The organism is Pseudomonas sp. DSP3-2-3, from assembly GCF_049898225.1.
GTDB lineage: Bacteria > Pseudomonadota > Gammaproteobacteria > Pseudomonadales > Pseudomonadaceae > Aquipseudomonas.
Genome location: NZ_JAFCXH010000003.1, coordinates 134,758 through 161,121, shown reverse-complemented (window position 1 = coordinate 161,121; position 26,364 = coordinate 134,758). Strand labels below are relative to the sequence as shown.

General features: G+C 58.5%; 23 protein-coding genes. 14 read left to right on the top strand and 9 right to left on the bottom strand.

Annotated features, from left to right (window positions below):
* Positions 1-105: 105 nt before the first annotated feature.
* The 5 genes from ACP7E4_RS05320 to ACP7E4_RS05300 all read right to left on the bottom strand — a co-directional run bounded on the left by ACP7E4_RS05320 (position 106) and on the right by ACP7E4_RS05300 (position 8,222).
* Positions 106-1,608: a sensor domain-containing diguanylate cyclase gene (locus ACP7E4_RS05320; RefSeq protein WP_426112323.1), complete on the bottom strand. Its 1,503-nt coding sequence runs from the start codon at positions 1,606-1,608 to the stop codon at positions 106-108.
* Positions 1,609-1,762: 154 nt separating this feature from the next.
* On the bottom strand, positions 1,763-3,139 hold the full coding sequence (locus ACP7E4_RS05315; protein WP_426112321.1) for a heavy metal sensor histidine kinase: 1,377 nt from the start codon (positions 3,137-3,139) through the stop codon (positions 1,763-1,765).
* Positions 3,129-3,806 carry a heavy metal response regulator transcription factor gene (locus tag ACP7E4_RS05310; RefSeq protein WP_426112319.1) on the bottom strand — a complete coding sequence of 226 codons (678 nt, stop codon included), beginning with the start codon at positions 3,804-3,806 and terminating at the stop codon, positions 3,129-3,131. The genes ACP7E4_RS05315 and ACP7E4_RS05310 overlap by 11 nt, the downstream gene beginning before the upstream one ends.
* Positions 3,807-3,951: 145 nt before the next feature.
* Complete coding sequence (locus tag ACP7E4_RS05305) at positions 3,952-7,065, bottom strand: multidrug efflux RND transporter permease subunit (protein WP_426112317.1); 3,114 nt, start codon at positions 7,063-7,065, stop codon at positions 3,952-3,954.
* Entirely contained in the window at positions 7,062-8,222 is a 1,161-nt protein-coding gene (locus tag ACP7E4_RS05300) for an efflux RND transporter periplasmic adaptor subunit (protein ID WP_426112315.1), read from the bottom strand. The genes ACP7E4_RS05305 and ACP7E4_RS05300 overlap by 4 nt, the downstream gene beginning before the upstream one ends.
* Before the next feature lie 307 nt (positions 8,223-8,529).
* On the opposite strand from ACP7E4_RS05300, the gene ACP7E4_RS05295 reads away from it, so the two are divergent.
* From ACP7E4_RS05295 to ACP7E4_RS05265, 7 genes are all read left to right on the top strand, one after another.
* The gene (locus ACP7E4_RS05295) at positions 8,530-8,922 is read left to right on the top strand and encodes a hypothetical protein (protein WP_426112313.1); all 393 of its coding nucleotides are present in this window, start codon (positions 8,530-8,532) and stop codon (positions 8,920-8,922) included.
* Positions 8,923-9,253: 331 nt separating this feature from the next.
* Positions 9,254-9,838: a fimbrial protein gene (locus ACP7E4_RS05290; RefSeq protein ID WP_426112311.1), complete on the top strand. Its 585-nt coding sequence runs from the start codon at positions 9,254-9,256 to the stop codon at positions 9,836-9,838.
* A 61-nt stretch (positions 9,839-9,899) separates the two neighbouring features.
* On the top strand, positions 9,900-10,637 hold the full coding sequence (locus ACP7E4_RS05285) for a fimbrial biogenesis chaperone (RefSeq protein ID WP_426112309.1): 738 nt from the start codon (positions 9,900-9,902) through the stop codon (positions 10,635-10,637).
* Positions 10,638-10,804: 167 nt separating this feature from the next.
* On the top strand, positions 10,805-13,255 hold the full coding sequence (locus tag ACP7E4_RS05280; RefSeq protein WP_426112555.1) for a fimbria/pilus outer membrane usher protein: 2,451 nt from the start codon (positions 10,805-10,807) through the stop codon (positions 13,253-13,255).
* Positions 13,252-14,031: a fimbrial biogenesis chaperone gene (locus ACP7E4_RS05275; protein ID WP_426112307.1), complete on the top strand. Its 780-nt coding sequence runs from the start codon at positions 13,252-13,254 to the stop codon at positions 14,029-14,031. The genes ACP7E4_RS05280 and ACP7E4_RS05275 overlap by 4 nt, the downstream gene beginning before the upstream one ends.
* A complete protein-coding gene (locus tag ACP7E4_RS05270; RefSeq protein WP_426112305.1) occupies positions 14,025-15,032 on the top strand; it encodes a fimbrial protein in 1,008 nt (335 codons plus the stop codon). The genes ACP7E4_RS05275 and ACP7E4_RS05270 overlap by 7 nt, the downstream gene beginning before the upstream one ends.
* Positions 15,033-15,134: 102 nt before the next feature.
* Complete coding sequence (locus tag ACP7E4_RS05265) at positions 15,135-15,356, top strand: hypothetical protein (protein ID WP_426112553.1); 222 nt, start codon at positions 15,135-15,137, stop codon at positions 15,354-15,356.
* A 27-nt stretch (positions 15,357-15,383) separates the two neighbouring features.
* Here ACP7E4_RS05265 and ACP7E4_RS05260 read toward each other — a convergent pair whose 3' ends face one another.
* The 4 genes from ACP7E4_RS05260 to ACP7E4_RS05245 form a co-directional block, all read right to left on the bottom strand.
* A complete protein-coding gene (locus ACP7E4_RS05260) occupies positions 15,384-16,133 on the bottom strand; it encodes a YkgJ family cysteine cluster protein (protein WP_426112303.1) in 750 nt (249 codons plus the stop codon).
* Positions 16,134-16,514: 381 nt separating this feature from the next.
* On the bottom strand, positions 16,515-16,835 hold the full coding sequence (locus ACP7E4_RS05255; protein ID WP_426112301.1) for a hypothetical protein: 321 nt from the start codon (positions 16,833-16,835) through the stop codon (positions 16,515-16,517).
* A 42-nt stretch (positions 16,836-16,877) separates the two neighbouring features.
* Positions 16,878-17,462 (bottom strand): GNAT family N-acetyltransferase, encoded by a 585-nt coding sequence (locus ACP7E4_RS05250; protein ID WP_426112299.1) that lies wholly within the window; start codon positions 17,460-17,462, stop codon positions 16,878-16,880.
* Entirely contained in the window at positions 17,417-18,316 is a 900-nt protein-coding gene (locus tag ACP7E4_RS05245; RefSeq protein WP_331151696.1) for a chemotaxis protein, read from the bottom strand. Before ACP7E4_RS05245 ends, ACP7E4_RS05250 begins: the two co-directional genes overlap by 46 nt.
* Positions 18,317-18,641: 325 nt before the next feature.
* On the opposite strand from ACP7E4_RS05245, the gene hmpA reads away from it, so the two are divergent.
* The 7 genes from hmpA to cyoE all read left to right on the top strand — a co-directional run bounded on the left by hmpA (position 18,642) and on the right by cyoE (position 26,003).
* Positions 18,642-19,823, top strand: a complete 1,182-nt coding sequence (gene hmpA, locus ACP7E4_RS05240) for an NO-inducible flavohemoprotein (protein ID WP_426112297.1) — start codon at positions 18,642-18,644, stop codon at positions 19,821-19,823.
* Between the two features lie 373 nt (positions 19,824-20,196).
* Positions 20,197-20,721 (top strand): disulfide bond formation protein B, encoded by a 525-nt coding sequence (locus tag ACP7E4_RS05235; RefSeq protein ID WP_426112295.1) that lies wholly within the window; start codon positions 20,197-20,199, stop codon positions 20,719-20,721.
* A 453-nt stretch (positions 20,722-21,174) separates the two neighbouring features.
* Positions 21,175-22,134 carry a ubiquinol oxidase subunit II gene (gene cyoA / locus ACP7E4_RS05230; RefSeq protein ID WP_426112293.1) on the top strand — a complete coding sequence of 320 codons (960 nt, stop codon included), beginning with the start codon at positions 21,175-21,177 and terminating at the stop codon, positions 22,132-22,134.
* Positions 22,135-22,137: 3 nt separating this feature from the next.
* Complete coding sequence (gene cyoB, locus ACP7E4_RS05225) at positions 22,138-24,150, top strand: cytochrome o ubiquinol oxidase subunit I (protein WP_426112291.1); 2,013 nt, start codon at positions 22,138-22,140, stop codon at positions 24,148-24,150.
* A gap of 2 nt (positions 24,151-24,152) precedes the next feature.
* Entirely contained in the window at positions 24,153-24,773 is a 621-nt protein-coding gene (locus ACP7E4_RS05220; RefSeq protein WP_044901468.1) for a cytochrome o ubiquinol oxidase subunit III, read from the top strand.
* Positions 24,773-25,105, top strand: coding sequence for a cytochrome o ubiquinol oxidase subunit IV (cyoD, locus tag ACP7E4_RS05215; RefSeq protein WP_020292152.1), 333 nt, complete (start codon positions 24,773-24,775; stop codon positions 25,103-25,105). The genes ACP7E4_RS05220 and cyoD overlap by 1 nt, the downstream gene beginning before the upstream one ends.
* Before the next feature lie 10 nt (positions 25,106-25,115).
* The gene (gene cyoE, locus ACP7E4_RS05210) at positions 25,116-26,003 is read left to right on the top strand and encodes a heme o synthase (RefSeq protein ID WP_426112289.1); all 888 of its coding nucleotides are present in this window, start codon (positions 25,116-25,118) and stop codon (positions 26,001-26,003) included.
* Positions 26,004-26,364: the final 361 nt, after the last annotated feature.

The following is a 26,364-nucleotide window of genomic DNA, read 5'->3' as shown; positions in this document are numbered from 1 at the left end:
ATCTAGTGGGACCGGCTTTAGCCGGGAAGGCGTCGGTTCAGACAATGCATCTGCGGCGCCTGGCGGTTGCCCTCAGACATAGAATCTCCAACAGGTCATGCTTGCTTACAACTCCGCAACCTCCACCCGATTGCGCCCCTGATCCTTGGCTTGATACAGCGCCTTGTCCGCAGCATTGAGCAAATCCCGCAACAAGACTTCGCTGTTCACCACCGTGCAGGCAATGCCAATGCTGACGGTGACCGGGTGCTTATCGCCACCATAGGCGGGCAGGGCCTGGACGCCCTGGCGGATTTTCTCGGCCAGGAGCGTGGCGCCGGTGATGTCGGTTTCCGGTAGCGCGACGACAAATTCTTCGCCGCCGTAACGTGCCACGAAATCACTGGGTCTGCGGATATTGCGCTCAATCGCCAGGGCAACGTTGCGCAACACTTCATCGCCGCCGTGGTGACCATGCCGTTCATTGAACGCCCTGAACTTATCCACATCGATCATCAGCAAGGCCAGCGGTTTGCCTGAGCGCATGGCCCGCAGCCATTCGACCCGGAGCACTTCGTCGAGCTTGCGCCGGTTGGCCAGACCGGTGAGCGCATCGGTCTCGGCGCGCATCTTGAGTTCGGTCTCCGCATGCCGTCGCAGGCCTAATTCTCGGCGCAGCAGCACCGCCAGGCCAAAAATTCCCAGGCACAACACCCCTGTCGCCAGCCCGACCAACAGCGCGTTGCGGCGCCAGATGGCGTAAACCTCATTCACTGACTGTCCGACAACGACGATCAGCGGCAGGTTGCCAACACGGGAGAACGTGTACAGACGTTGCTGCTTGTCGAGAGACGAAATGCTGGTAAAGCTGCCGCTGCCTTCCCTGAGAATGCGCTGGAAGTTGGGCGTATGGCTCAAATCCTCGCCGATCAGATCCCTGCCATCCAGCTCTGGATGGCGCGCCAGCAGCAAACCATTGGTATTGAACAGGTTGACGTTGCTGTCCGGCCCGATGTCCAGTGTGCGAAACAGTTGCTTGAAATAAACCAGGCGCATGGCACCGCTGGCAATGCCCAGAAACGATCCATCGGGTGCCGACATGCGTCGGCTGAAGCTGATGCACCAGTCCTTGAAACCCCAGCGGGTTTTGAAGGGGCCATCAACTTTCAGGTCGGGCGAAGGGTCTTGGGCATGATTCTGAAAGTGCGGTCGGTCAGACAGGTTTTCAGTTCGGGGCTCGATGGACGTGGAATCGGCGAGGATATAACCGTCCTGGTCCAGCAACAGCAAATCACCTTTGAAGCGCGCAGAGGTGAACCGATCAAACAACACCAAATGGCGCAGTTCCGGAGAAATATTCATCAGGCCGGGATGCTGCCAGGCGCTGATCATGCCCTGCAGCGAGGTGTCGTAGAGTTCGGCATTGCGCAACACGTCGGCATCGATCAGCTGCACGATATTGGACGCCGCGCGGGAGGCATTTTCAGTGGCCTCGCGGTGTTCCCGACTCAACAGCGAAATAATGATGAGTAACAGCGTCACCACCGCGATAACGCTTCCGCAGATCAAAATAATTTCTGGCCGGCGCCATTTTTTTCGTAATTCTAGCTTGGGCAAAGGAGCAGTCATTGCACGGGGAGCGCTCGATGAAAAGCAGATCAGACTTAAGATGTTGTATTTTCTGGAATTTCTTAAATGATCGGCATAAAGGTGATAAGCAGGTCCGGTATTTATAACCTCATATGGATAGCACGCAACACAAACCGCCGGATGGCGCAGTCCTTCAGGCGCCCAGACTCAGTGGCAAATTGATCCCGAAGGTATTCAGTCCGGCCTGACTGCGCACGAACACGGTGCCGCCATGCATCAGGGCAATCGCCTTGACGATGGCCAATCCGAGGCCGTGATTGGCGCCGCTGTTACTGCGTGAGGCGTCGACGCGATAGAAGCGTTCGAACAGTTTGGGGAGGTGTTCCTGAGAAATCTCGCTGCCGGGGTTGGCGACTTCGATGCTCACGTGATCCAGGTGTTCGACGATATCGACCTGGATAACCTGACCCGGCTCGGTGTGCTGCACGGCGTTGTGCAGCAGGTTGATCAAGGCCCGGCGCAGATGGGCTTTTTCGATGGGCACGCTGGCATCGCCATTGACCTGGACCTGCACCTGAGCGTCTTCGAGGATGAAGTCCAGATAATCCAGGGTGGTCGCAACTTCCTGCGCCAGGGACGCGCACGTGAGTTCGGTGACCTTGCTGCCTTGGTCAGCGCTGGCCAGAAACAGCATGTCATTGATGATCGAGCGCAACCGTTCCAGTTCTTCGAGATTGGATTGCAGCACTTCAAAATAATGTTCGGCCGAGCGCCCGCGTGTCAGGGCGACCTGGGTCTGGCCGATCAGGTTGGTCAGCGGCGAGCGCAGCTCATGGGCGACGTCCGCATTGAACGACTCCAGGCGCGAATAGGCCTGCTCGACGCGCTCCAGCGTCGAATTGAACGAGGTCACGAACTGGTTCAGTTCCGGTGGCAGCGGTGACAGTTGCAGGCGGCCGGACAGACGCGGCGGGGCGAGTTTCTGCGCCTCCAGCGACAGACTGGTCAAGGGCCGCAGGCCAATGCGCGCCACCCAATAACCCAACAGCGACGCCAGGGCGATGCCGACCGCTGCGAGGCTGATCAGGGCGATCAGCAGCGAGTGCTGGGTTTGCCAGAAGGTTTCGGTGTCGATGGCGATCAGAAAACGCAACGGCGGCCGTTGATCCTTGGCGGCGAACTGGCTGACCAGCACCTTGAACGGAAACTCATGGCCGCTGAGCCGCAAGTCACGCATGCCCAGCGGACCACTGGCGAACGCGCGAATCTCGGCGTCAGGATTGCCGAACTCATAACTCGGGTTGTCGCTGACGACCCAGAAGTGCAGGCGCTTGTCTTCTTCGCTGAGCAATTTGAGCTTGGCGTTGATCTTGACCCAATGCTCCGGCGTGCCGAAGCGATTGACCGCTGATTCCAGCACGCTGTAACGCGCATCGACTTCCGCCTCGGGCAGCAGGCCCAGGCCTTTGTCGACCTGTAAATACAACGCCCAGCCGATCAGGGTGAAGACCAGTAAGGCGACCACCGCAAACATGGCGCTCAAACGCAGCGCGATGGAGTCAGCTTTCACTGCGGTTCTCCAGTACGTAACCCATGCCGCGAATGGTGTGCAGCAGTTTTTGTTCGAACGGCCCGTCCAGCTTCGCCCGCAGACGCTTGATCGCGACTTCGACGACATTGGCGTCACTGTCGAAATTGATGTCCCAGACCATCTCGGCAATCGACGTCTTGGAGAGGATTTCCCCATGCCGCCGCGCCAGTACGCTGAGCAGCGAAAACTCCTTGGCGGTCAGGTCCAGACGGGCGCCGGCGCGGGTGGCCTTGCGGCTGATCAGGTCGATCCACAGGTCGGCGATGCTGATTTGCACGGGCTCGTGGGCACTGGTGCGCCGGGTCAGGGCTTGCAGCCGGGCGACCAGTTCGAGAAAGGAAAACGGCTTGCCCAGGTAATCATCGGCGCCTTCGCGCAGGCCGCGAATCCGGTCGTCCACCTGTTCGCGCGCCGTGAGCATGATCACCGGGGTTTGCTTGCGCGCGCGCAGTGCCCGCAGCACACCGAAGCCGTCCAGGCCGGGCAGCATGACGTCAAGAATGATCACGTCGTAATCGCTCTCCAGGCTCATGTGCAAACCTTCGATGCCTTCACGGGCCAGATCGACGGTGTAACCCTGTTCGGTCAGGCCGCGATGCAGGTAGTCCGCGGTTTTTTCTTCGTCTTCGATAATCAGGACGCGCATGGGGCAACTCTCCGCGCAACTGCAGGAGCGAGGCTTGCCCGCGAAGGGGTCGGGACATCCCACGGATCTGTTGCGTCAGATATACCGTATTCGCGAGCAAGCTCGGCTCCCACAGGTTCCAGCATCCAGACGCCCTGAAAAGTGTTCATTCCGACATCGCCAGCGAACGCTTGGGTTGTGTGACCGGTTCCGGCTTGCGGCGATGGAACACACGTTCAAGTTGCAAGTAGATCACCGGGGTGGTGAACAGCGTCAGCGCCTGGCTGACCAGCAAGCCGCCGACCACCGCGATCCCCAGCGGCTGGCGCAGTTCGGCACCGACGCCGTAGCCGAGCATCAGCGGCAACGCGCCGAGCAAGGCGGCGAGGGTGGTCATGATGATCGGGCGGAAACGCGTCAGGCAGGCTTCGTAGATCGCCGCCTCCGGGGTGAGTCCGCGTTCGCGTTGCGCCTCCAGGGCGAAGTCCACCAGCAAGATGCCGTTCTTCTTGACGATGCCGATCAGCAGTACCACGCCAATCAAGGCCATGATCGAAAAGTCCTGGCCCATCAGCCACAGCATCAACAGCGCGCCGATCCCCGCCGAAGGCAAGGTGGAAATGATCGTCAGCGGATGCACGAAGCTTTCGTACAGCACGCCGAGAATGATGTACACCGCGACCAGCGCCGCGAGGATCAACCAGGGTTGGTTGGCCAGCGAACTCTGGAACGCCTGCGCCGCGCCCTGGAAGTTGCCGATGATCGACGCCGGCATGCCGATTTCGGTCTTGGCCTGATCCAGCATGCGCACCGCATCACCCAGCGCGACCCCTTTGGACAGGTTGAAAGACAGGTTGGCCGCCGGGAACATTCCGTCGTGGCTGATCGACAGCGGGCCCATGGTCGGCGCCGCGACTTTCGCCAGGGCCGAGAGCGGTACCATTTCGCCCGTCAGCGGCGAGCGCAGATAGAAGTACGCCAGACTTTCGGCCTTGCCGCGCTGCTTGGCGTCCAGTTCGAGAATCACCTTGTACTGGTTGATCTCGGTCTGGAATTCACTGATCTGTCGTTGTCCGAACGCATCGTACAGGGCCTGATCCACATCGGCGGTGGTCAGGCCGAAACGCGCGGCGGCGCTGCGGTCAATGTCGATATGGGTGATGCTGCCGCCCAGTTGCAGGTCGTTGGACAGGTCGCGGAATGCCGGGTTGGCACGCAGTTTTTCGGTGAGGCGTTGGGTCCAGGTATTGAGCAGCGGCCCGTCGTTGCTCTTCAGCACATATTGATACTGACTGCGGCTGGGGCCTGAACTGAGGTTGATGTCCTGACCGGCACGCAGGTACAGAACGATACCGGGAATTTTTGCCAGTTTCGGCCGCAGCCGGTCGATGAAATCGCTGACCGACACATCCCGATCGCTGCGTGGCTTCAAGGAAATCCAGAAGCGCCCGTTGGCGATGGTCTGGTTGCTGCCGGTCACGCCGACGGAATGGGAAAAGGCCAATACGGCGGGGTCTTCGCCAACGATTTTCGCCAGCGCCTTATGTTTTTCAACCATGTCCGGGTAAGAAATATCGGCGGCGGCCTCGGTGGTGCCGAGGACGAATGCGGTGTCCTGCACCGGAAAGAAGCCCTTGGGAATGATCACGTAGCCGACTACCGCCAGAACCAGCGTCAGGCCGAAAATCCCCAGCATCACCCGTTGATGGGCCAGCGCCTTGCGCAGTCCGCGCTCGTAGAGATCCAACAGGCGCTCGCCGAAGCCGGGTTTGGCGTGAGGATCGTGTTTGGGCGCGCGCATGAATAACGCTGCGAGCGTCGGCGCCAGAGTCAGGGAAACCACCACGGAAATCAGAATGGTCGCGGTGGCGGTCAGGGCGAACTCCTTGAACAGCCTTCCGACCACGCCACCCATGAACAGCAACGGGATGAACGCGGCCACCAGCGAGAAGCTGATGGACACCACGGTGAAGCCGATTTCCCCGGCGCCTTTGATCGCGGCCTCGCGCATGCCGTCGCCGGCTTCCAGGTGGCGGTGGATGTTTTCCACCACGACGATGGCGTCGTCCACCACGAAGCCGACCGCCACCACGATGGCCACCAGCGTCAGGTTGTTCAGGCTGAATCCGAACAGATACATCATGGCGAAACTGGCAATCAGCGAGACGCCCAGCACGGCGCTGACAATCAACGTGGCCGACAGCTGGCGCAGGAACAGCGCCATGACCGCGACGACCAGCAAGACCGCAATCAGCAGGGTGATTTCCACTTCATGCAACGAGGCCCGAATGGTCCGGGTCCGGTCATTGAGCACGGAGACTTCCACCGACGCCGGGAGCATTTCCTGCAAGCGTGGCAATTCGCGCTGAATGCGATCCACCGTGTCGACGATGTTGGCGCCGGGCTGACGGAAAATCGCCACGTTGACGCCTTGCTGCTCACCGGACCAAGCTCGAACGTAGGCGTTTTCCGAACCGTTCACTACTCGGGCCACATCACGCAGATGCACCGGCGCGCCGTCTTTGTAGGAAACGATCAGCTGCGCGTAATCCTGCGGTCGAAACAGTTGGTCGTTGGAGGCAATCGTCGACACGCTGTCTTTGCCGTACAACGCGCCTTTGGCCAGGTTCAGGCTGGTCTGCTGCACGGCCTGGCGAATGTCGGCAAGGGTCAGGCCCAATGCCGCGAGTTTTTCTGGAGCAGCCTGCACACGAATCGCTGGTCGCTGCTGACCGGTGATGTACACCTGACCGACGCCATCGATCTGACTCAGCTGACGCGAGAGCAGGGACTCGGTGACGTCACTCAGTTCAGTGCCAGGCATCAGCGTGGAGCTGACGCTGAGGATCAACACCGGGCTGTCGGCCGGGTTGACCTTGCGCCAGGTGGGCAGGTTCGGCATGTCGGCGGGTAGGCGCCCGGCGGCGGTGTTGATCGCGGCCTGAACTTCCTGGGCGGCGGTGTCGATGCTTTTATTGAGGGTGAATTGCAGAGTCAGGTTGGTCGAGCCCAAGGCGCTGCTCGACGTCATCTGCGTCATGCCGGGAATCGCGCTGAATTGCACTTCCAGTGGCGTCGCCACCGAAGACGCCATGGTTTCAGGGCTGGCGCCGGGCAATTGCGCCGAGACCTGAATGGTCGGGAATTCTGCTTCCGGCAGCGGCGCGATAGGCAGGCGCGGGAAGGCGATGGCACCGAGCAGCACCAGGGCGAAGGTCAACAGCAGGGTGGCGACCGGATGGTCCACGCACCACGCGGAAATGGATCCGCGGCCTTTCATCGTGCGGTCTCCAGATTGCCCACGGTGTTTTGCGGCGCAGCGTCACTCATCACTTCAATGCGCGAACCGGCCTTGAGCCGGGACTGGCCATCACTGACCAGCACATCCCCGGCACGCGGGCCGGTGATCAAGGTCAGATCGCTGTCCTGATACAACACTTGCACCGGCACCACTTCGACTTTGTCGCCATTGACCCGATAAGCGAAGTGCTGCTCCATGCCGCGCTGAACCACCTGCGGTGGGACTTTCAACGCGTCGCGTTCGATACCGGTCTGGATCTTCACCGTGACCAATTGACCCGGCCAGAGCAGTTGTTTCGGATTGCTGAACTCGGCCTTGGCGCGAATGGTGCCGGTAGTGGCCGAGACCTGGTTGTCGATCAGGGTCAGTTTGCCTTCGCCCAGCAAGCTGCCGTTGTCGCCGTCGCCCAGAAACGCCTTTACCGCAGCAGGGGTGCTGGAAACGATCAGGCTGTGCAAGGTCGGCAGCATTTGCTGGGGCAGGGAAAATTCGACGGAAACCGGGTCAATCTGCGTAACCGAGAACAGTCCCTGGGCATCGCTGACCCGCAGGAAATTACCTTCATCGACATTGCGAATGCCGACCCGGCCAGTCACCGGCGAGCGAATCTGCGTGTAGGAAAGCTGCACCTGTGATGCGCTGATGGCGGCTTGATTGCCCAATGCCGTGGCCTTGAGCTGCTGGACCAGCGCCTGCTGCTGATCGAAAGTCTGTTTGGAAATACCGTTGTCATCGCTGAGCAGCTTGTAGCGTTTGAGATCCAGTTGCGCCACGTCCAGCTGCGCCTGGCTTTGCGCCAGTTGGGCCCTGGCCTGGTCCAGCGTGGCGCGGATCGCTCGGTCATCAATGGTCGCCAGAAGATCACCGGCCTTGACCGCCTGGCCTTCCTTGACCAGCACCTTGGTGAGGATGCCGTCCACCTGCGGCCGAATAATCACACTGTGCAGCGAAAGAACGGAACCGATACCGGTCACGTAACGCGGCACATCCTCCTTGACCACATTCACCACTTTGACCGGAACCGCAGCGGGGGCGCTGATTTTGGCCGTAGCAGGGCGCGTCAGAGTCCAGCTGGCGACCCCGATCAAGCCTGCGATGACGATAACGGCAATGACGGTTTTGGTCTGTCTACGCATGCGAATGGCGCCGGAAGGGTGGGGGAAATAAGGAAGTCGGAAACAGCGCCTCCTTTATAGCCTGCCAATCCGGTCATGAGAATGACTGCAACCTGTCAGAATTGTCAGAAATGCGGCAAAAAGCCACTGGGCCAGCATCAAGAAATCATTCGCATGGACGATATCCCGGAATGAGCGGTGCGTGATTCATGAAAGCGCAACTTGTCTTTCGGAACTATCCTACATCTTTCCGTAGGAATTTCTTACGGACCTATCCTGCACCGATATCATTTGTTTTTTTTGCTGATGGAATAGCGGAGTCATTGCAATGAAAAATGAAGTACCTCACGTGAAACGCTTTTTTAAAGTTGCTTCGTGTGCGCGAAAGATATCTGTGCTGCTTATTGCGGCTCCGCTGTTATTCTTCCCGTTCGGAGCATTTTCCAGTAACGGGGGGATTGCGTTTCGTGGGCAGGTGACCCATTCCAGCTGTGCGGTACAGTTTTCGGCGGGTTCTACAGACACGCAAAATGTGCACTATCTGAAAGTTTCGGATCAGCTCACCTTGAAAGTCAATAAACTGCGCAATGTGTGCGATGGGGAGGTCATGCCGTTTTCTGCTCGATATGAGACGCTGTCGGTGACTCATGAACAGGCGCCAGGCGCTGAAAGCCCCAGTGTAGATGGTCGCGTGGGAATTATTACGCTGACCTATCAATAATTACGACACGAGATTTTGGTTTTGCGAGACGGTGTCGCTCGATATATAGAGTGATTCATCGCGCGGGTTGAAAATAGTGCGGCGCGGCCAATATTCGGACGAGGTGTGCGAAGTTTTGTCTGACCTTTTTGATAAAGTATTGGCTCGAAACCTTGCATTTGCTGGGCTGTCCGCGGAAACAGCTTTCTCCTACGGAAAGTTCTTGCGAGTCTTGTTGGAAAATCCCTCCTGTTAAAGTAACGATGCTGACAGCGATCCAAAAGATCCAACCCTATAGTGCGTGGCGTCCGATTCAGGGCATACACGGAATAACACAAGGAACGTTGTTAGCATGAAAAAACTTACTTTTGGTTTTATGGCAGCAGGCGCATTGACGCTGGGTTTGGCGGGAACGGCGAATGCGGCAAACAACGGAAAATTGATCTTCAATGGAACGCTGACCAATATTTCCTGTGACGTCTCTCCAGGTACGGGCACTGCGCCGGGTGTCAACCCGGGTGAAATCGCGGTCGATCTGGGTAACGTATCGTTCTCGGACATCGGCACTTCATCGCAAAGCGAACTGGCCACGGCGACGCCCATTCAGTTGCTGGTCAACTGCACGGCCGGGGTTGACCAATACAACCTGGTGAAAATGCGCTTCTCTGCCCGTTCCGGCAGTGGCCTGGATAACAACGACGCCAAGCTGCTGCGTACCACCGGTGCTGCGGACGGTGTCGGTATCGGTCTGCTCAATGCGGCGAACGAGATCATGGACCTTGGCGGTACTGAAACCATCGACAAACCCTTGATCAAGGATGGCGCGGGCGGCGCAACCGCCGAGCTCAATTTTGGCGCGGTCTATGTGCTCAATGGCACGGCCACCAACCCCGGTAATGCCGACGGCTTCATGCCTTTCGTTCTGGATTACGAGTAATCCAACAGGCGGGGCGAGTCTGACTCGTTCCGCCTCAATCCGAACTCAAGGCGACACCTTCATGATCTTTCCCCTTTATCGTTGCGTCGCATTGTTCGCCGCCGCCTTGCTGGCCATCGACGGCCAGGCGGGCATTGTGCTCAATACCACGCGCGTGATTTACCCGGCCAACGACAAGGAAGTCAGTTTCGGTGTGCATAACACCGGCAGCGCGGAAATCCTGTTGCAGAGCTGGCTTGAACCCAACGCGGAAAACCCCGATCCGGGCAGTCTTCCTTTTGTCGTGACCCCGGCGCTGGCGCGCTTGCAGGGTGATGGCAAACAGCTGTTGAGGATTATTTACGCTGGCACGGATATGCCTCGGGACCGCGAGTCAGTGCTGTGGCTCAACGTGCAGGAAATTCCCCAGGCGGTGGCCGAAAACTCTTTGCAGGTGGCAATACGTCAGCGAATAAAGGTGTTTTTCCGTCCGCAAGGCTTGCCGGGCGATCCAGCTAAAGCGCCGCAAGCGCTGCGATGGCGACTCGGACAGGGCGGCTTGCAGGTGGAAAATCCTGGGGCCTATCACGTCTCCATGGTGAAGCTCGAACTGCGCCAGGGTGCGAGCGCGGTGCTGAGCAAGGACAGCCAGATGATTGCGCCAGGCCAGAGCGTGCAGATTCCTTATGAAAAACCGCCAAGCCCCGTGGCCATCGACCTCGGTTTCATCAGCATCAATGACTTCGGCGGCCAGGAACGCTATCGCGCCAGCCTGAAAACCGGGCAAATCGTTCAGGCTGAAAAGGCTGAGCCGCGCTAGCCGTAGAAAAAACCGATCTATCCGTTTAGGAGCCTCGCCGTGCGGCGGCTCTGTCGTCATGCGTCTGCGTGAAGGGATTGCGCTGCGCGCTGAATGCCTGAATCGAGTGAAAACTGCTAATGGAATGGCTTTATCTGAATACCAGGGAGTTCACCCCGCGACCCTTGATGGCTGGCGGGTTGGCGGGCTTGATGTTGTTTGCACCACTGTCCTCGGCGGCTGACAGCGGCGATGTGCCGACCGTGAAGTTCAATACCGCGTTCATCCAGGGCAGCGATCAGCCGCCGGAGCTCACCGAGTTTCTGCGCGCCAACAGCGTGCTGCCCGGAACCTATCGGGTGGACATCTACGTCAATCGGGCCTTGAGCGGGCGTCGTGATATCAGCTTCAGCAAGAACACGGTTTCCGGTCGTGTCGAACCTTGCCTGACGCTGCCGATGTTGCAGGCGTTCGGGCTGGACGTGGAGAGACTGCCAGCATCGCGGCAAAGCTGCTTCGATCTGGGGCAGGTCGAGTTCGCCCGAGTCAATTACCAGCCCAATGCACTGCGACTCAATATCAGCGTGCCGCAAGCCTTGATGACGCGCAGCTCCAGAGGTTTCGTGTCGCCTGATCTGTGGGACGCGGGCGAGTCCGTGGGCTTCGTCAACTACAGCTTCAGTACCAGCCGGCGCCGCAATCGTCAGCGCGATGCCGACAGTTATTATCTGGGCCTGCGCAACGGTGTGAATCTCGGCGCATGGCGTCTGCGCAACGAATCTTCCCTGGCCTACGGCAGCGGCCAGCCCTATCGCTTTCGCAGCAATCGCACCTTTGTGCAGCGCGATATCAGCGCGCTCAAGAGCCAGTTGACCCTGGGCGAGACGTTCACCGATTCCCAGGTCTTCGACAGCGTGCGCTTCAAGGGTGCCGCGCTCAGTTCCGACGACGGCATGCTGCCCGACAGCGAGCGCATCTTCGCCCCGGTGATTCGCGGCGTCGCCGAAACCAATGCCGCAGTAGAGGTCCGGCAGAACGACTTCCTGCTGTACAGCGGCAATGTTTCACCGGGGCCATTTGAAATCACCGACATCTATCCCAGCGGCTCCAATGGCGATCTGCAAGTCACGATTATCGAAGCCGATGGGCGTCGGCGCTCTTTCACCCAGGCCTACGCGTCGCTGCCAATCATGGTGCCGCAAGGGGCGTTGCGCTTCAGCCTGGCGGCGGGCCAACTGGACGACAACGCGAATAATCCCGAGTCGCCGACGTTCGCCAGCGCAGCCCTGATCTACGGATTGTCGGAGCGGATCACCAGCTTTGGTGGCTTGCAACTGGCCGAGGATTATCAGGCCAGTAATCTCGGCGCGGGGGTCAATACCGGGCTTGGCGCGCTGTCTGCCGATGTCACGCAATCGATCAGTGAGATGCGCAATGACAGTCGGGTCGGGCAGAGCCTGCGCCTGCGTTACGCCAATACCCTGGACGTCACCAACACCACGCTGGCGATAGCCGGTTATCGCTATTCAACCGAAAAATACCGGACGCTGAACGAGCATGTCGACGAGCTGGGCAACATTGCCCGTCGGCTTTCGGCAGGTCGCGCCAAAGACCGTGTCGAGCTGACGGTCACCCAGGCGTTCGCCGATCCGTCCGGCAGCCTGAGCCTGAGCGCTTCGGAACAGCGTTACTGGAATCTGCCCGGCAAGACCCGGCAGTTTTATCTGGCGTGGAACGCCACGTGGCGCAGTCTCAGCTACAACTTGTCGCTGGAAAGCAACCGCGAGGAGGGCGGCGAGCAGGCGGGCGACAGCGATCAGCGGATAGCCCTGAGCGTGACCCTGCCACTGGGCTCCAGTCCCGGCTCGTCGCGGCTGTCGTTCAATGGCGTGCGTGACAGTTCAGGGGATTACAACGCGCAAGCCGGGCTCAACGGCCAGGTGCTGGATCAACGCAATACGTTCTATTCGGTGCAGGCCGGTCAGGACAACCGCTCCGGCAGCTTCGGCTCCGGCAAAGTCAGCACCACCGCACCGTTTGGTCGGTTCGAAGCCGGTTACAGCCAAGGCCGGGATTACGACGCGTTGAGCCTGAGCGCGGCCGGATCTCTGGTCGCCCATGCGGGCGGCGTGAACTTTGGCCAGTCCCTGGGCGAGACATTTGCCCTCATCGAAGTCCCCGACGTCAGTGGCGCGCGACTCACCAGCTTCACCAACGTCGAGACCGCCGCCAACGGTTACGCGGTGCTGCCCTACGCGCAGCCGTATCGCAGCAACTGGGTCAGCCTCGATACCCGGCAGTTGGGCGCGGATGTCGATCTGGGTAACGCCATCACTCAGATCGTGCCGCGTCGTGGCGCAATGCCGGTGGTGCGGTTCCAGGCGTCGGTGGGACGCCGGGTGCAATTCGAGCTGGTCCGCGCCGATGGCAGCAAAGTGCCGCTGGGCGCCAGTGTCGAAAACGCTGAGGGCAAGTCGTTGGCCATAGTCGATCCGACCGGACGCGCCTTGGTGCTCAGCGATCAGGCCCGTGGCGAATTGCAGGTCAAATGGGCCGGAAACCAGTGTCGGGCGCCATTCACCTTGCCCGAAAAAGACCCGCAACGCGCCTATGAACGCATCAAGGTGACGTGCCAATGAAGCGCCCGGTGTTGTGGATCGTCGTGGTCTATCTGCTGTTGACGCTGCTGATCTCGGTGCCGGGCCTGAAAGCCTTTGGCGCGGTTTCCCTGACTGGCACGCGGCTGATTTTCGATGGGCGCTTTCCTGAAGCCAGCATCGCGGTGACCAACCGCAGCGACCATCAGGTGTTGATTCAAGCCTGGTTGAGCGACACCCGCGACGACGAGGGTGATCCTGGCAAGGCCGGCAGCGAGTTGCCTTTTGTGCTGACGCCGCATCTGGCGCAACTGGACGGGCAGGGCAAACAGCTGTTGCGCCTGTTGTATCAAGGCAGCGGCATTGCTCAGGACAGGGAATCGCTGCTGCACCTGTATGTGCTGGAAATTCCCCGGCGCGCGGAGGGGAAAAATCAGCTGAGCATCGCCATCCGCCAACGCATCAATGTGTTTTATCGACCTCCGGGATTGCCCGGCGATCCCGCTGAAACCGCCAGCCTGTTGCGCTGGACCTGGCCTGCAAACGGCCCGCTGCGCGTCAGCAACCCCACGGCGTTTCATGCCGCGCTGCAAAACGTGACGGTGGACGGCGTCGAACTCAGTGAATACCTGTTGCTGGCACCGGGCGCGAACCATGAGTTTGCCCGCCCAGCGTCAAATCCGCGTCCGCTGCGCCTGGCGTTCAGCGCCCTCACCGATTACGGCGCTGCTCGGGCCTGGTGCGCGCAAATCAACGAGCGCGAGCCTTTCAGCGCTCGCTTGCTTGACCCTGTTTTTCAACAGCAAAAGGAATGCTGATCATGAATCGTCCCCATCACCCGCGCTGGTGTCAGCTGCTGTTCGTGGCGCTGCTGCTGAGCCCGGCCAGCTGTTTCGCCCTGATCTGCAAAACCCAGGACTCGGGTCAGACGCTGATTCGCGATGATCTGGACAGCAGCGTCGCAATCCCGGCCACGCTGCCCGATGGCGACATTGTCTGGCGTTCGCCGCGACACGACATTCAGGTCGAATGCGCCAAGGACGCCAGGCCGGAAATTCGGGAAGAAATTTTCGTTTACCTGAATCCGGATAACCTGCAAATCGGCCAGGGCATTCGTTCTGGCCTGGCGTTGGCGGGCATCGATCACCTGCAAAACGGCGGGCGGATCGCTACCGGTCAGTTCCTGCCGGTGTGTCACGAGAGCCCGTCCAATATCGCGGCCTGCCCCAAAGTGACGTTCAATCTCGGGTTCTCGATGTTCATCCAGAAATTCGGGCCAACCCCGCCGTCCGGCGTCGCCAGCGACCTGCTCGATTATCGACTGTTCCAGCTCGACGGTGTCAGCGGCCCCAACCCGCTGCCTGGTCAGAACCTCAGCTATATGATCAATAACCTGAGCGGGTTACGTTTTGTGGCCTGCGATGCCGAGCTGGAGATCGTGCCCGAGACTGTCGAGTTTGGCGCCATCGGCATTCAGCAGGTGGCGGTGGGGAAAGTCATCGACCGCAGACCGTTTTCCCTGACGACGCGACGATCCTGCGACTCACCGTTCAGCCTCGGCGCGCGCTTCAAGCCGGTCACGGGCACCTTGGCGGGGGATTTCCTGATTCCCGCGGCCAATAACGCGGTGGGCATTCGCATCGTCAATGGCCGGGACAACGCAATCCTGCGTTACAACGAACCCTTCCATCTGGCCGATATGCTCGACGATGTGCAGTCCGCGAGCGCGGACTTCAATGCAGAGTTGGTCTGGCAGACGTCGCGGCCCAAAGCCGGGCCATTCGAGGCCGAGGTGATGGTGGATCTGTTCTACAAATAGCGTTAGCCGATGGGAGGTGAGGGGCGGTGCAGGCGGCTCGCGAGGGATTCAGGTATGCTGCGCGGCCGTTCGACGACCCAATTCCATTTTCTGGAGCCTTCCATGACTTCTGCTGACCAAACACCTGCTCCTGAAACCGTCGTCGATGATGCGGCCACAGACAAAAAAGCGGCAATTCCAGCGTTCAGCTTCCCGTTCAAGCCTGCCGATTTCGCGCAGAACAAGAACGATCAGCCCTGGTATCAGCAATCGAACAAATCCGGTCACCACAAAACCCCGGGCGTCGCGCCACACGGCACGCGCAAGACGATGGGTAAGCGCTGATCCAATTGCTGCCATCTATCTTCTGTGTCAGGCCTGCAGCGGAATGAATATATATCCCTGCGGTGCGCTGGACAGCACATTGGCGCCCGCCATTTTTAGCGTGTCGATGACCGCTTCCCCCGCCGCGTGAAAGGTCCAGCCCTCGTGGCCGGACGCAGAATCGGCACCTTCAAGCACTTGCACCACGGCGCCGGCAAAGGCGCTCATGTCGGGCAGGTACGCGACGAAGCCGTTGCCTTTGAGCGCCGTGGTGCGGATCCCCAGTTGCTGGCAAATGGCTTGCTTGGCAGCGATGTCATCGCGGTCGGCCTGGCGCGATTGTTCGATCAGCCCCATCAGTTGCATATCGACCAGTTGGCCGCCGACGATCAGGTCCGGGCCTTGCTCCCACGATTGCGGCGGACAGCCCTTTGATTCGGGTCGAAGGGGGATATGCGGATTGATCTCCATCGGATAGATACGGCACACCAGCGGCCGACGCTCATAGATGCGGCAGAGATTTTCCGCGTCAAGATTCCGACAGGGACCGACATTGTAGGCGGCGAAGGTGATGGCCACATGGACCTGGGCCGCGCCGCTGGCAACCACCGTTGAGCGGCGCAGCGCATGATTCAGCTGGGCGGGGTCAACACCGTAACCATCAGCCAGAAACGCCTCGGTCAGAACGATCACTGTTCCGCCATCGGCCGCCCAGTACATGGCTTCGGTGAGTGTCAGGGGGACGTGGTGATCGGTGCAGCAGCTGCCACAACCGACGCAGGAAAACCGGGTGTTCATGGGCAAACGATCCGTCATGACAGGCGCGGAACAGTGCGGCAAGAACCCGCTGCTCACACGGCAAAGACACAAATCGAAGCAAGTTATGCGCCAGCGAGCGTTGCTTTGGTGGGAGAGGACTAGTCCTCTCTGACAGACGATGACCCGTGGGACCGGCTTTAGCCGGGAAGAGGCCGGTGCATTCACTGCATTTTGTCGTGAGAAATGCCGCCTTCCCGGATAAATCCGGTCCCACAGGATCAGCGCAAACCCGGTAGGAGGGGACTTGTCCCCGAATAGGCCGGTGCATTCACCGAATATTTCAACGCTGAATCGAAGCCTTCGCGGGCAGCCTCGCTCCAACGGGTGTCGGTATCATCGCCGGCAGATGATTTCGGGACGTTACTGCTTCGGCGTCGGCTTGAGGGTGTTCCACTCGGTCACCATCGCCTTCTTGCTATGGCGGTTGTACAGGCACAGCTCGGCGCCGGGCTGATTTTTCATGTGCGGCTGCGGATAGCGGCCTTCGAGCATCAGCGCTTCGTAGCCGACACTGTCGTCAAAACCGGCTTTGCCGGAAGGTTTGACACTCTTGAGCTGGCTGGCCTTGATGCAGCTGTCGACCACTGCTTTGTCCAGCGCTTTCCAGGCATCGGTGCTTGAAGCGTGGGCCTGGCCGGCGATGGCGATCAGGGCGAGCAGTAACGCGGTGGCTGATTTCATGTCCATTTCCATTGGGCTTGTCGGGGCGGGGATTATGCCAGATCAGGCCAGATCGGACTCGGTCATTGCCGAACGCTGCACGTAGCGCATCCCGGCTTTTTCATAAAGCCGTCGGGCATCGAAGTTGTTCTCCATGACTTTCAGGTCCACCCAGCCTTCGCCGCGCAGCTCGAATGTGTGAAAGCAATGATTGAGCAATGCCAGTGCGGTGCCCTGACGCCGGGCGCGGGGATGAACGACCAGATCCTTGATGAATGCGCTGGTCCAGCAGTGCATGACGCCCACCGGACCTGATTCGTCCCAAACGGTAAAACACAGGGTTGGATCGAACTCAGGATCGGTGTGCAGGGCGCGCAGCCAGGTTGAATAATCCATCACGCTGCCGCCGCCGTTTTGATAGCCCAGGATCAGCAGCTGATGAATCTGCATCGCGTCTTCGAGCGCAAAGCCCTGCCGAACCTGTTGACTGGCAGAGCCCTCGATTGACTGGAATCCCGGCAAATCCCGACGCATCAGCCAGCAATGCCGGTCCGAGCTGCCGAGGGGATCGGCAGCCAGTCGGGTTTGCCGGCTTTGCCAGATCAGTGATGGCTGGCTTGTACCGCACGTGCCGCCGTGATCAAACATTTGGTCAACTCGGGGGACGAGAACTTGGTCAGCACGGCATTGGCACCTGCCGCCTGGGCTTTTTCGCTGTTCATCGCGCTGTCCAGCGACGTGTGCAGCAGGACGTAAAGATCGTTGAAGTCCGGGGTCTCGCGCAAGGTCCGCGTGAAGGCGTAACCATCCATCTCGGACATTTCGATATCCGAAACCACCACGTTGATCTGTGCCGGCGAGCCTTGCAGCTCCAGCAGCACGTCGATGGCTTCCTTGGCGCTGCGGGCCGTGTGGCAATCGAGTCCGAGGTTGCGCAGGGTAATCAGTGATTGCTGCAAGGCGACCTGACTGTCATCGACGACCAGAATTCGTGCGGCGGCCAACAGTTCGGCTTCTTCCGCCGTCAGGGCGTTAGGCTCGACGACAATTTGCGCAGGCGCAATGGCATGAATGACCTTCTCGATATCCAGCACCTGCACCAGCACGCCATCGACCTGGGTGACTCCGGTGATGAACGACTTGCTGCCCGCACCGTATGGCGGCGGACGAATGTCGGTGGTCAGGCAATGGACGATCTTGCTCACGGCCTGGACGTGCAGACCCTGCTTGGAGCGGCTGACGTCAGTGACGATCAGGCAACCGCCATCCGGGTCCACCAGCGGTCGCTCGCCAATGGCGCGGCTGAGGTCGATCACCGACAACGCAGCTCCGCGCAAGGTGGCGACGCCTTTGACGTGGGGATGGGATTCGGGCAGCCGGGTCAGGGCAGGGCAGGGAATGATTTCGCTGACCTTGAGTAGATTGATCGCCATCAGCTTGCCGCTGCGCAATGTGAACAGCAGCAGCGAGAGGGAATCTGCGCGGACGTTCTTGGAGGACATATAAACCTTCTGGCCTTAGGTGTCTCGCTGCAACGAGCAGCAGACAGCTTTCTCTGGAGGGTTATCGACCTGCGAGACGCGCGCTTGAGGTTTTTTCTGTAACCGGTGTGGAAAATTCTGCCATCGGAAGGCGTATTTCTGCTTTCTCATGATGCCGAACGATGTCGAGTCAAAAAGACCCCGCGCTGTCAAAGTGACTTGTTAGCGCATGTGGTCATTTTGACCTTTGTTTGTTAGGCGATTGATTTTATTGAATAAAATTACTGGCACGATTACTGATACAACAAGGTAGATTTTATAAAGCCCCGCGTGCCAGGAGTACCTTATGTTGAATGCCTCAGATCGTGCCATCGTCAAATCCACTGTGCCACTGCTCGAAAGTGGTGGCGAAGCACTGACCACTCATTTCTATAAAAAAATGCTTTCGGAATACCCGCAAGTGCAGCCGTTGTTCAATCCGGCGCACCAGGCAAGCGGTGCTCAGCCAAAGGCGCTGGCCAATGGTCTGCTGATGTACGCCCGCCACATCGACGAGTTGGAGCAACTGGGTGACCTGCTCTCCAAAATCATCAACAAACACATTGCCCTGCAAATTCTCCCCGAGCACTACCCGATTGTCGGCAGCTGCCTGTTGGCCGCCATTACCGAAGTGCTGGGCGAGGAAATCGCTACGCCGGAGGTCATTAACGCCTGGGGTAATGCCTATCAGCAACTGGCGGATATCCTGATCGGTGCCGAAGCCGAGATTTACGACGAAAAAGCCGCGGCCGTTGGCGGCTGGCGCGGGACGCGTGAATTCAAGCTGGCGGCCAAGGTCGTCGAGAGTAACGAAATCACCTCGTTCTACTTCAAGCCTGCGGATGCAGGTCCGGTGCTGGAGTTTTCGGCCGGTCAATACCTGGGTTTGCAACTGCACATCAATGGCATCGAGATGCGTCGCAACTACTCGCTGTCGGCGGTTCCTGGCGGCGGCCAGTACCGGATCAGCGTCAAGCGTGAGCCGCACGGCAAGGTGTCGAACTATCTGCACGATCAGGTGCAGGTCGGCGACAGTCTTCAGGTCTTCACCCCGTCCGGGGAATTCACCCTGGCGAAGAGTGATAAACCGCTGGTGCTGATCAGTGGCGGGGTAGGGATCACCCCAACCCTGGCCATGCTTGAAGCCGCATTGGCCACTTCGCGTCCGATCCACTTCATCCATTGCGCGCGCAATGGCGGCGTGCATGCGTTCCGCAACTGGGTCGATGACCTGGCAGCTCGCCATCCGCAGCTCAAACGTTTCTACTGCTACGCCGAAGATGACGGCGTGAGCCCGGCAGCCGATGCCGTGGGCTTGCTGAACCAGACGCAACTGGAGCAATGGTTGCCGAAGGACCGCGACCTGGATGCCTACTTCCTCGGACCCAAGGGCTTCATGGCCGCGATCAAGCGTCAGCTGAAGGTTGCCGGGGTTCCGGAAAAGCAGAGCCGTTATGAATTCTTCGGGCCGGCTTCTGCTCTTGAGTAAGCTGCGACAAAGCGCCGCACTCTTCTATATATAGAAGGGCGAACTGCGACAAAAAGCCGCATCCTTCTATATATAAGAAGGATTCGGCTTTTTTGCGTTTCTGGTGGTGCCCGGTGGCGGATGCTGGCGGTGATCGTGCATAGCGGATTTTTGCGCGTGCATGACTCAGGTCAAGGCGAGGCGGTGCCTTCCGGTGGCCAAATGTATCCGTACAGCGGGTCAGGTCTTGAGTTGTCCGGCCCGCCCCGTGATTATCCCGAGCGATCGGGCCGTTGTGCATTTACACTCTCGTGGTTGAGAACCCACGGCTGGCTTCAATGGGCCCAGGCATGGATCGACGATCCATATGGACACCCTGACAAAAGGTATGTGAATGAGCGACAACATGTTGTACCTGAAACGCGAGAAACGCTTTCTGGTCTTGCTGGGCGTGATTTGCCTGGGCTTGATCGGCGGCGCGCTGTACATGCAAGTGGTGCTGGGCGAGGCGCCATGCCCGCTGTGCATCCTGCAACGTTATGCGCTGCTGTTCATCGCCATCTTCGCCTTCATTGGCGCCGCGATGCCGGGCAGCCGCAGTATCACCGTGTGCGAGGCGCTGGTCACCTTGAGCGCAATAGGTGGAATCTTCGCCGCAGGCCGCCACGTCTACATCCTTGCCCACCCCGGCGAGAGCTGCGGGATCGATGTGCTGCAACCGATCGTCGACGGTTTGCCCCTGGCATTGATCTTTCCCCTGGGTTTTCAGGTCGGCGGCTTTTGCACGACCCCCTATCCGCCAGTCCTCGGTCTTTCCCTGGCCCAATGGGCGTTGGTGGCCTTCGTTCTGACTGTCGTGCTGGTTCCAGTCGGAATCCTGCGTAACCGACGCAAGCGTCACGGTTTACAAGGCCTGTAAGGCGAAGCGCTCCGTAAAAGCGGAGCGTTTTTCTTGTGAAAATTCCGTCGTTGTTTCGTGATCGTTACGTATTCGGAAACAAACTGTTGCTAAATAAACCATAGTCATAAAAATCTTACATATCTACAATCCCCGCACTTACCGCTCCGGTACACCGAGTGATAAGCAGTTTTCAGGGTCCAAAAGCGTCTTTTTACACATTGTGTAGGGTGTTTTTGCGGCCTTTGTCAGCTCTCGGAATGTCCGCGCCAAAGGGAATTGGCCTGCAAAACAGGCCCAATGCCACCAATCAAATAAGAATCTAAAGATAACGTCGGATTTGTCGTTACGCTTGCATGCGTCCTGACAGGGCCCTGTTCAATCCAAAAATATGCCAGCACCGGCAGGCTTTAGTGTTGGCGGTCGAAAACCAATTGCACTGCGTAAGCTGCTTTTGCTTTTAGAGGTCGTGAGATGAGTAAAAAAAGGTACCCCAGGTTTTTTGGCTTCTTGGCCCTTTTCAGCATGCTTTTGCTCAGTGGTTGCGAGGGTGTGCCTCTGCTCGATCCGAAAGGACAGGTAGGGATTGACGAGCGAAACCTGATTATTACCGCCACGCTGCTGATGTTGATTGTCGTGATTCCGGTCATCTTCATGACCATTATCTTCGCCTGGAAATATCGCGCATCGAACACGAAAGCGACGTACACGCCTGACTGGTCGCACTCCACGAAGATCGAAATCGCTGTCTGGGGCATTCCACTCGCCCTGTTGATCGTCCTGGGCTACATCACCTACGTGTCTACTCACGCTCTCGATCCGTACCGCCCTATCGACTCCGACATCAAGCCGGTGACGATCGAAGTGATCTCGATGGACTGGAAATGGGTATTCATCTACCCGGAACAGGGCATCGCCACGGTCAACAAAATCGTGTTCCCGGCCAACACACCGGTCAATTTCAAAATCACCTCCGACTCGGTAATGAACTCGTTCTTCATTCCAGGTCTGGGCGGCCAGGTGTACGCCATGGCGGGCATGCTGACCAAACTGCACTTGATCGCTAACGAGAACCACGAATTCAACGGTATCTCCGCCAACTACAGCGGCGCGGGCTTCACCGGTATGAAATTCAAGGCGATCTCGACGTCTCAGGCTGACTTCGACGCCTGGGTCACTGAAGTCAAGAATTCACCTAAAAAGCTTGAAACGTCCGAATACGCAGCCTTGCTCAAGCCAAGCGAGCGTAATCCCGTCGAGCTCTATTCCAAGGTCACTCCAAACCTGTTCCAGGCCGTCATCGACAAGTATGAAGGCATGAAACCGGGCAAGGCGAACCCTCACGAGCAGGAAGGTAACGCTCACGAGGCAGGACATGCCGGTATGGAAGGGATGGACATGGGTAAGCATTCAGCTGCTGGGGCAGAGGAGTAAACGATGTTTGGTAAATTAAGTCTGGACGCGATACCGTTCCACGAACCGATCGTCATGATCACTCTGGCGATGATCGCGCTGGGTGGCATCGCGTTGTTCGCGGCTATCACGTACTTCAAGAAGTGGACCTACCTGTGGACCGAATGGCTGACCTCGGTCGACCATAAGAAAATCGGTGTGATGTACATCGTCGTTGCCATGGTCATGCTGTTGCGTGGCTTTGCCGACGCCGTGATGATGCGTACCCAGCTGGCTGTTGCCACCAACGGCTCGGAAGGCTATCTGCCGCCTGAGCACTATGACCAGATCTTCACCGCTCACGGTGTGATCATGATCATTTTTATGGCAATGCCATTCTTCACCGGCCTGATGAACATCGTCGTGCCGCTGCAGATTGGCGCCCGTGACGTTGCCTTCCCGTTCCTGAACTCCCTGAGCTTCTGGCTGCTGGTATCCGGCGTGATCCTGGTCAACCTGTCCCTGGGCGTCGGCGAGTTCGCACGTACCGGTTGGGTTGCCTATCCACCTCTTTCCGAACTGGGCTACAGCCCGGGCGTGGGGGTCGATTACTACATCTGGGCGCTACAGCTATCGGGACTCGGGACGACACTCACGGGTGTCAACTTCCTGGTTACCGTGCTGAAAATGCGTACGCCTGGCATGAAGTTGATGGAAATGCCGATCTTCACCTGGACTTGCACGTTCGCCAACGTCCTGATCGTGGCTTCGTTCCCGATCCTGACGGCGACGCTGGGTCTGTTGACGCTTGACCGCTACATGGACTTCCACATTTTCACGAACGAATTGGGTGGTAACCCGATGATGTACGTGAACCTGTTCTGGGCATGGGGTCACCCTGAGGTTTACATCCTGGTGCTTCCGGCATTCGGGGTCTTCTCCGAGGTCATCTCCACGTTCTCCGGCAAACGTCTGTTCGGTCACAAGTCGATGATCTTCGCCAGCGGCGGGATCACCGTGCTGGGCTTCATGGTCTGGCTGCACCACTTCTTCACCATGGGTTCGGGTGCCAACGTCAACGCCTTCTTCGGGCTGGCGACGATGCTCATTGCGATCCCGACGGGTGTGAAGCTGTTCAACTGGCTGTTCACGATTTACCAGGGTCGTCTGCGCTTCACTGCGCCGGTTCTCTGGACCCTGGGCTTCATCATCACCTTCTCGATCGGCGGCATGACTGGCGTTCTGTTGGCGATCCCGGGTGCCGACTTCGTGCTGCACAACAGCCTGTTCGTAATCGCTCACTTCCACAACGTCATCATCGGCGGCGCGGTCTTCGGTTACATCGCCGGCTTCGCGTTCTGGTTCCCTAAAGCGTTCGGCTTCAAGCTCAACGAAAACTGGGGCAAGGCTGCATTCGGCTTCTGGTTCACCGGCTTCTTCGTTGCGTTCATGCCGCTGTACTTCCTGGGCTTCCTGGGCATGACCCGTCGTCTGAACAGCACCGATAACCCTGAGTGGAACCTGTATCTGCACATCGCCTTCTGGGGCGCGATGCTGATCGCTTGCGGTATTGCCTGCCAGTTGATCCAGATCTACGTCAGTATCCGCGATCGCAAAGACAACATGGACGTCACCGGCGACCCATGGAATGGCCACACCCTGGAGTGGTCGACTTCTTCGCCGCCGCCGTTCTACAACTTTGCAGAACTGCCGAAAGCCGACGAAATCGATGCATTCACCGCGAACAAGCGTGCGGGCACGGCTTACAACGTTCCGGCTCACTACTCCGACATTCACATGCCTAACAACACCGCCACCGGCGTGGTGATGGGCCTGCTGTTGACGGTGTTCGGCTTTGCCATGATCTGGCACATCTGGTGGTTGGCGATCGCCAGCCTGGTAGGAACAGTCGTTGCCTTCGTGATCCACGCAGCACGTGACGACCAGGGCTACATGGTTCCGGCCGCAGACGTAGCGCGTATCGAAGGTGAGCAGCACAAGGTCCTCGTGGCTAACGGCGCATACACTCCTGTCAATTCCTCGCTGGAGCAGGTTTAAACATGTCGAACTTAGTATTGAATCCAGGAGATGCCCACGGTCACGACCACGGGCATGATCACCACGACGCAGGAGCCATGACCGTCTACGGTTTCTGGCTCTACCTGATGACTGACTGTGTGTTGTTCGCGTCTGTATTCGCGGCCTACGCAGTGTTGTCCGGCAACGTGGCTGGCGGGCCTTCGGGCCACGATATCTTCGAACTGCCGTTCGTGCTGGTCGAAACCGCTTGCCTGCTGTTCAGTTCCATCACCTACGGTTTCGCCATGCTGGCGGTGCACAAGGGCAACAAGTCGCAGGTCCTGGGCTGGTTGGCCCTGACCTTCCTGTTCGGTGCCGCGTTTATCGGCATGGAGATCTTCGAGTTTCACAAGCTGATCTCCGAGGGCTTCGGTCCTAGCCGCAGCGGCTTCCTGTCGGGCTTCTTCGCTCTGGTAGGCATGCACGGCCTGCACGTGACCAGCGGCCTGATCTGGATGGGCATCATGATGTATCAGGTCCAGACTCGTGGCCTGACAGCGACCAACACCACCCGCCTGAGCTGCCTGAGTCTGTTCTGGCACTTCCTGGACGTGGTCTGGATCTGCGTCTTCACCGTTGTTTATCTGATGGGAGTCCTGTAATGGCTAACGCACATATCCACGCTGAAGAAACCAGTCACGGCAGCGTCAGGTCGTATGTCATCGGCTTCGTGTTGTCGGTAATCCTGACCGCGATTCCGTTCTGGCTGGTCATGGATCCCATCATGTCCAAGACGGCGACGCTTTGGACGATTCTGATCTTTGCAATCGTTCAGGTCATGGTTCACCTGGTGTACTTCCTGCACTTCGACCGTTCGCCTGGACAACGCAATAACGTGATTTCCTTTGCGTTCGCGGCGCTGGTCATCGTCCTGTTGGTTGGTCTCTCGTTGTGGATCATGTTCAGCATCCACACCGTCATGATGGCGCACTGAGGAAACCTGAATGTCCCTTAAGCACTTTATCCAAATCACCAAGCCGGGGATCATTTTCGGTAACGTGCTTTCGGTGGCAGGTGGCTTTTTTCTGGCTTCCAAAGGGCAGATCGACTTCGGCCTTTTTCTGGCCGCAGTCATCGGCACCTCGCTGGTCGTGGCGTCCGGTTGCGTGTTCAACAACTGCATCGACCGTGACATTGACGTGAAGATGGAACGCACCAAGAACCGCGTGTTGGTGCAGGGCCTGGTTTCATTGAAACTGGCGCTGCTCTACGCAACGATTCTGGGTGTGGTCGGTGTTGGCCTGCTGTACACCAAGGCCAACCCGCTGGCAGCGTTGTTCGCGGTCATCGGTTTTGTGATTTATGTCGGCTTCTACAGCCTGTACCTGAAACGCAAATCGGTGCACGGCACCCTGGTGGGCAGTCTGTCGGGGGCCATGCCGCCGGTGATTGGCTACGTTGCGGTGAGCAACAGCTTCGACTTCGCTGCGCTGACGCTACTGGTGATGTTCAGCCTGTGGCAGATGCCGCATTCGTATGCCATTGCGATCTTTCGTTTCAACGACTATCTGGCCGCGAAGATTCCGGTTCTGCCGGTCGAGCGAGGTATTCTGGTCGCCAAGCGTCATATCCTGATGTACATCCTGGCGTTCCTGGTGGCTACCCTGATGTTGACCGTTGGCGGTTACGCCGGCCTCAATTACATGGCAGTCGCTGCCGCCATGGGCATGTACTGGTTGTACATGGCCTGGAAAGGCTACAAGGCGGTGGATGACATCGTCTGGGCACGCAAGTTGTTCGTCTTCTCCATCTTCACCATCAGCGCCTTGAGCGTGATGATGTCGCTGGACTTTCAGGTAACCAGGGAATTGTTGGTGACTTACGCCTTCTGATTCCACGCGAGCCTGAAACATGAAACCCCGTTGCTCGATTGAGGAACGGGGTTTTTTTATGGCTCGCAAATGATGGCAGCGTTGTCGCAATTGCTTTACAGGACCTTGGCCAACAGACTGTCTGCAAAATAGGTTAAGTGTCTGCCCACGTTGATTTGGCCTCGGGCGATGCGAGCAGGCTCCCCCGCAGGAGCTTGATTCGAGACAGTTTCAGCCTTACAGAGGGATTCAAACCATGACAAACGGGGGGTGTTTGCAGCATGATGTATCCGCTTTGTAGGTAATAGGTAACTGGTCTGTAGGACCGCGCCCTTGAAAGGCTTCGAAATTGACTTTATGACTGACGAAAACATCTCTGGAC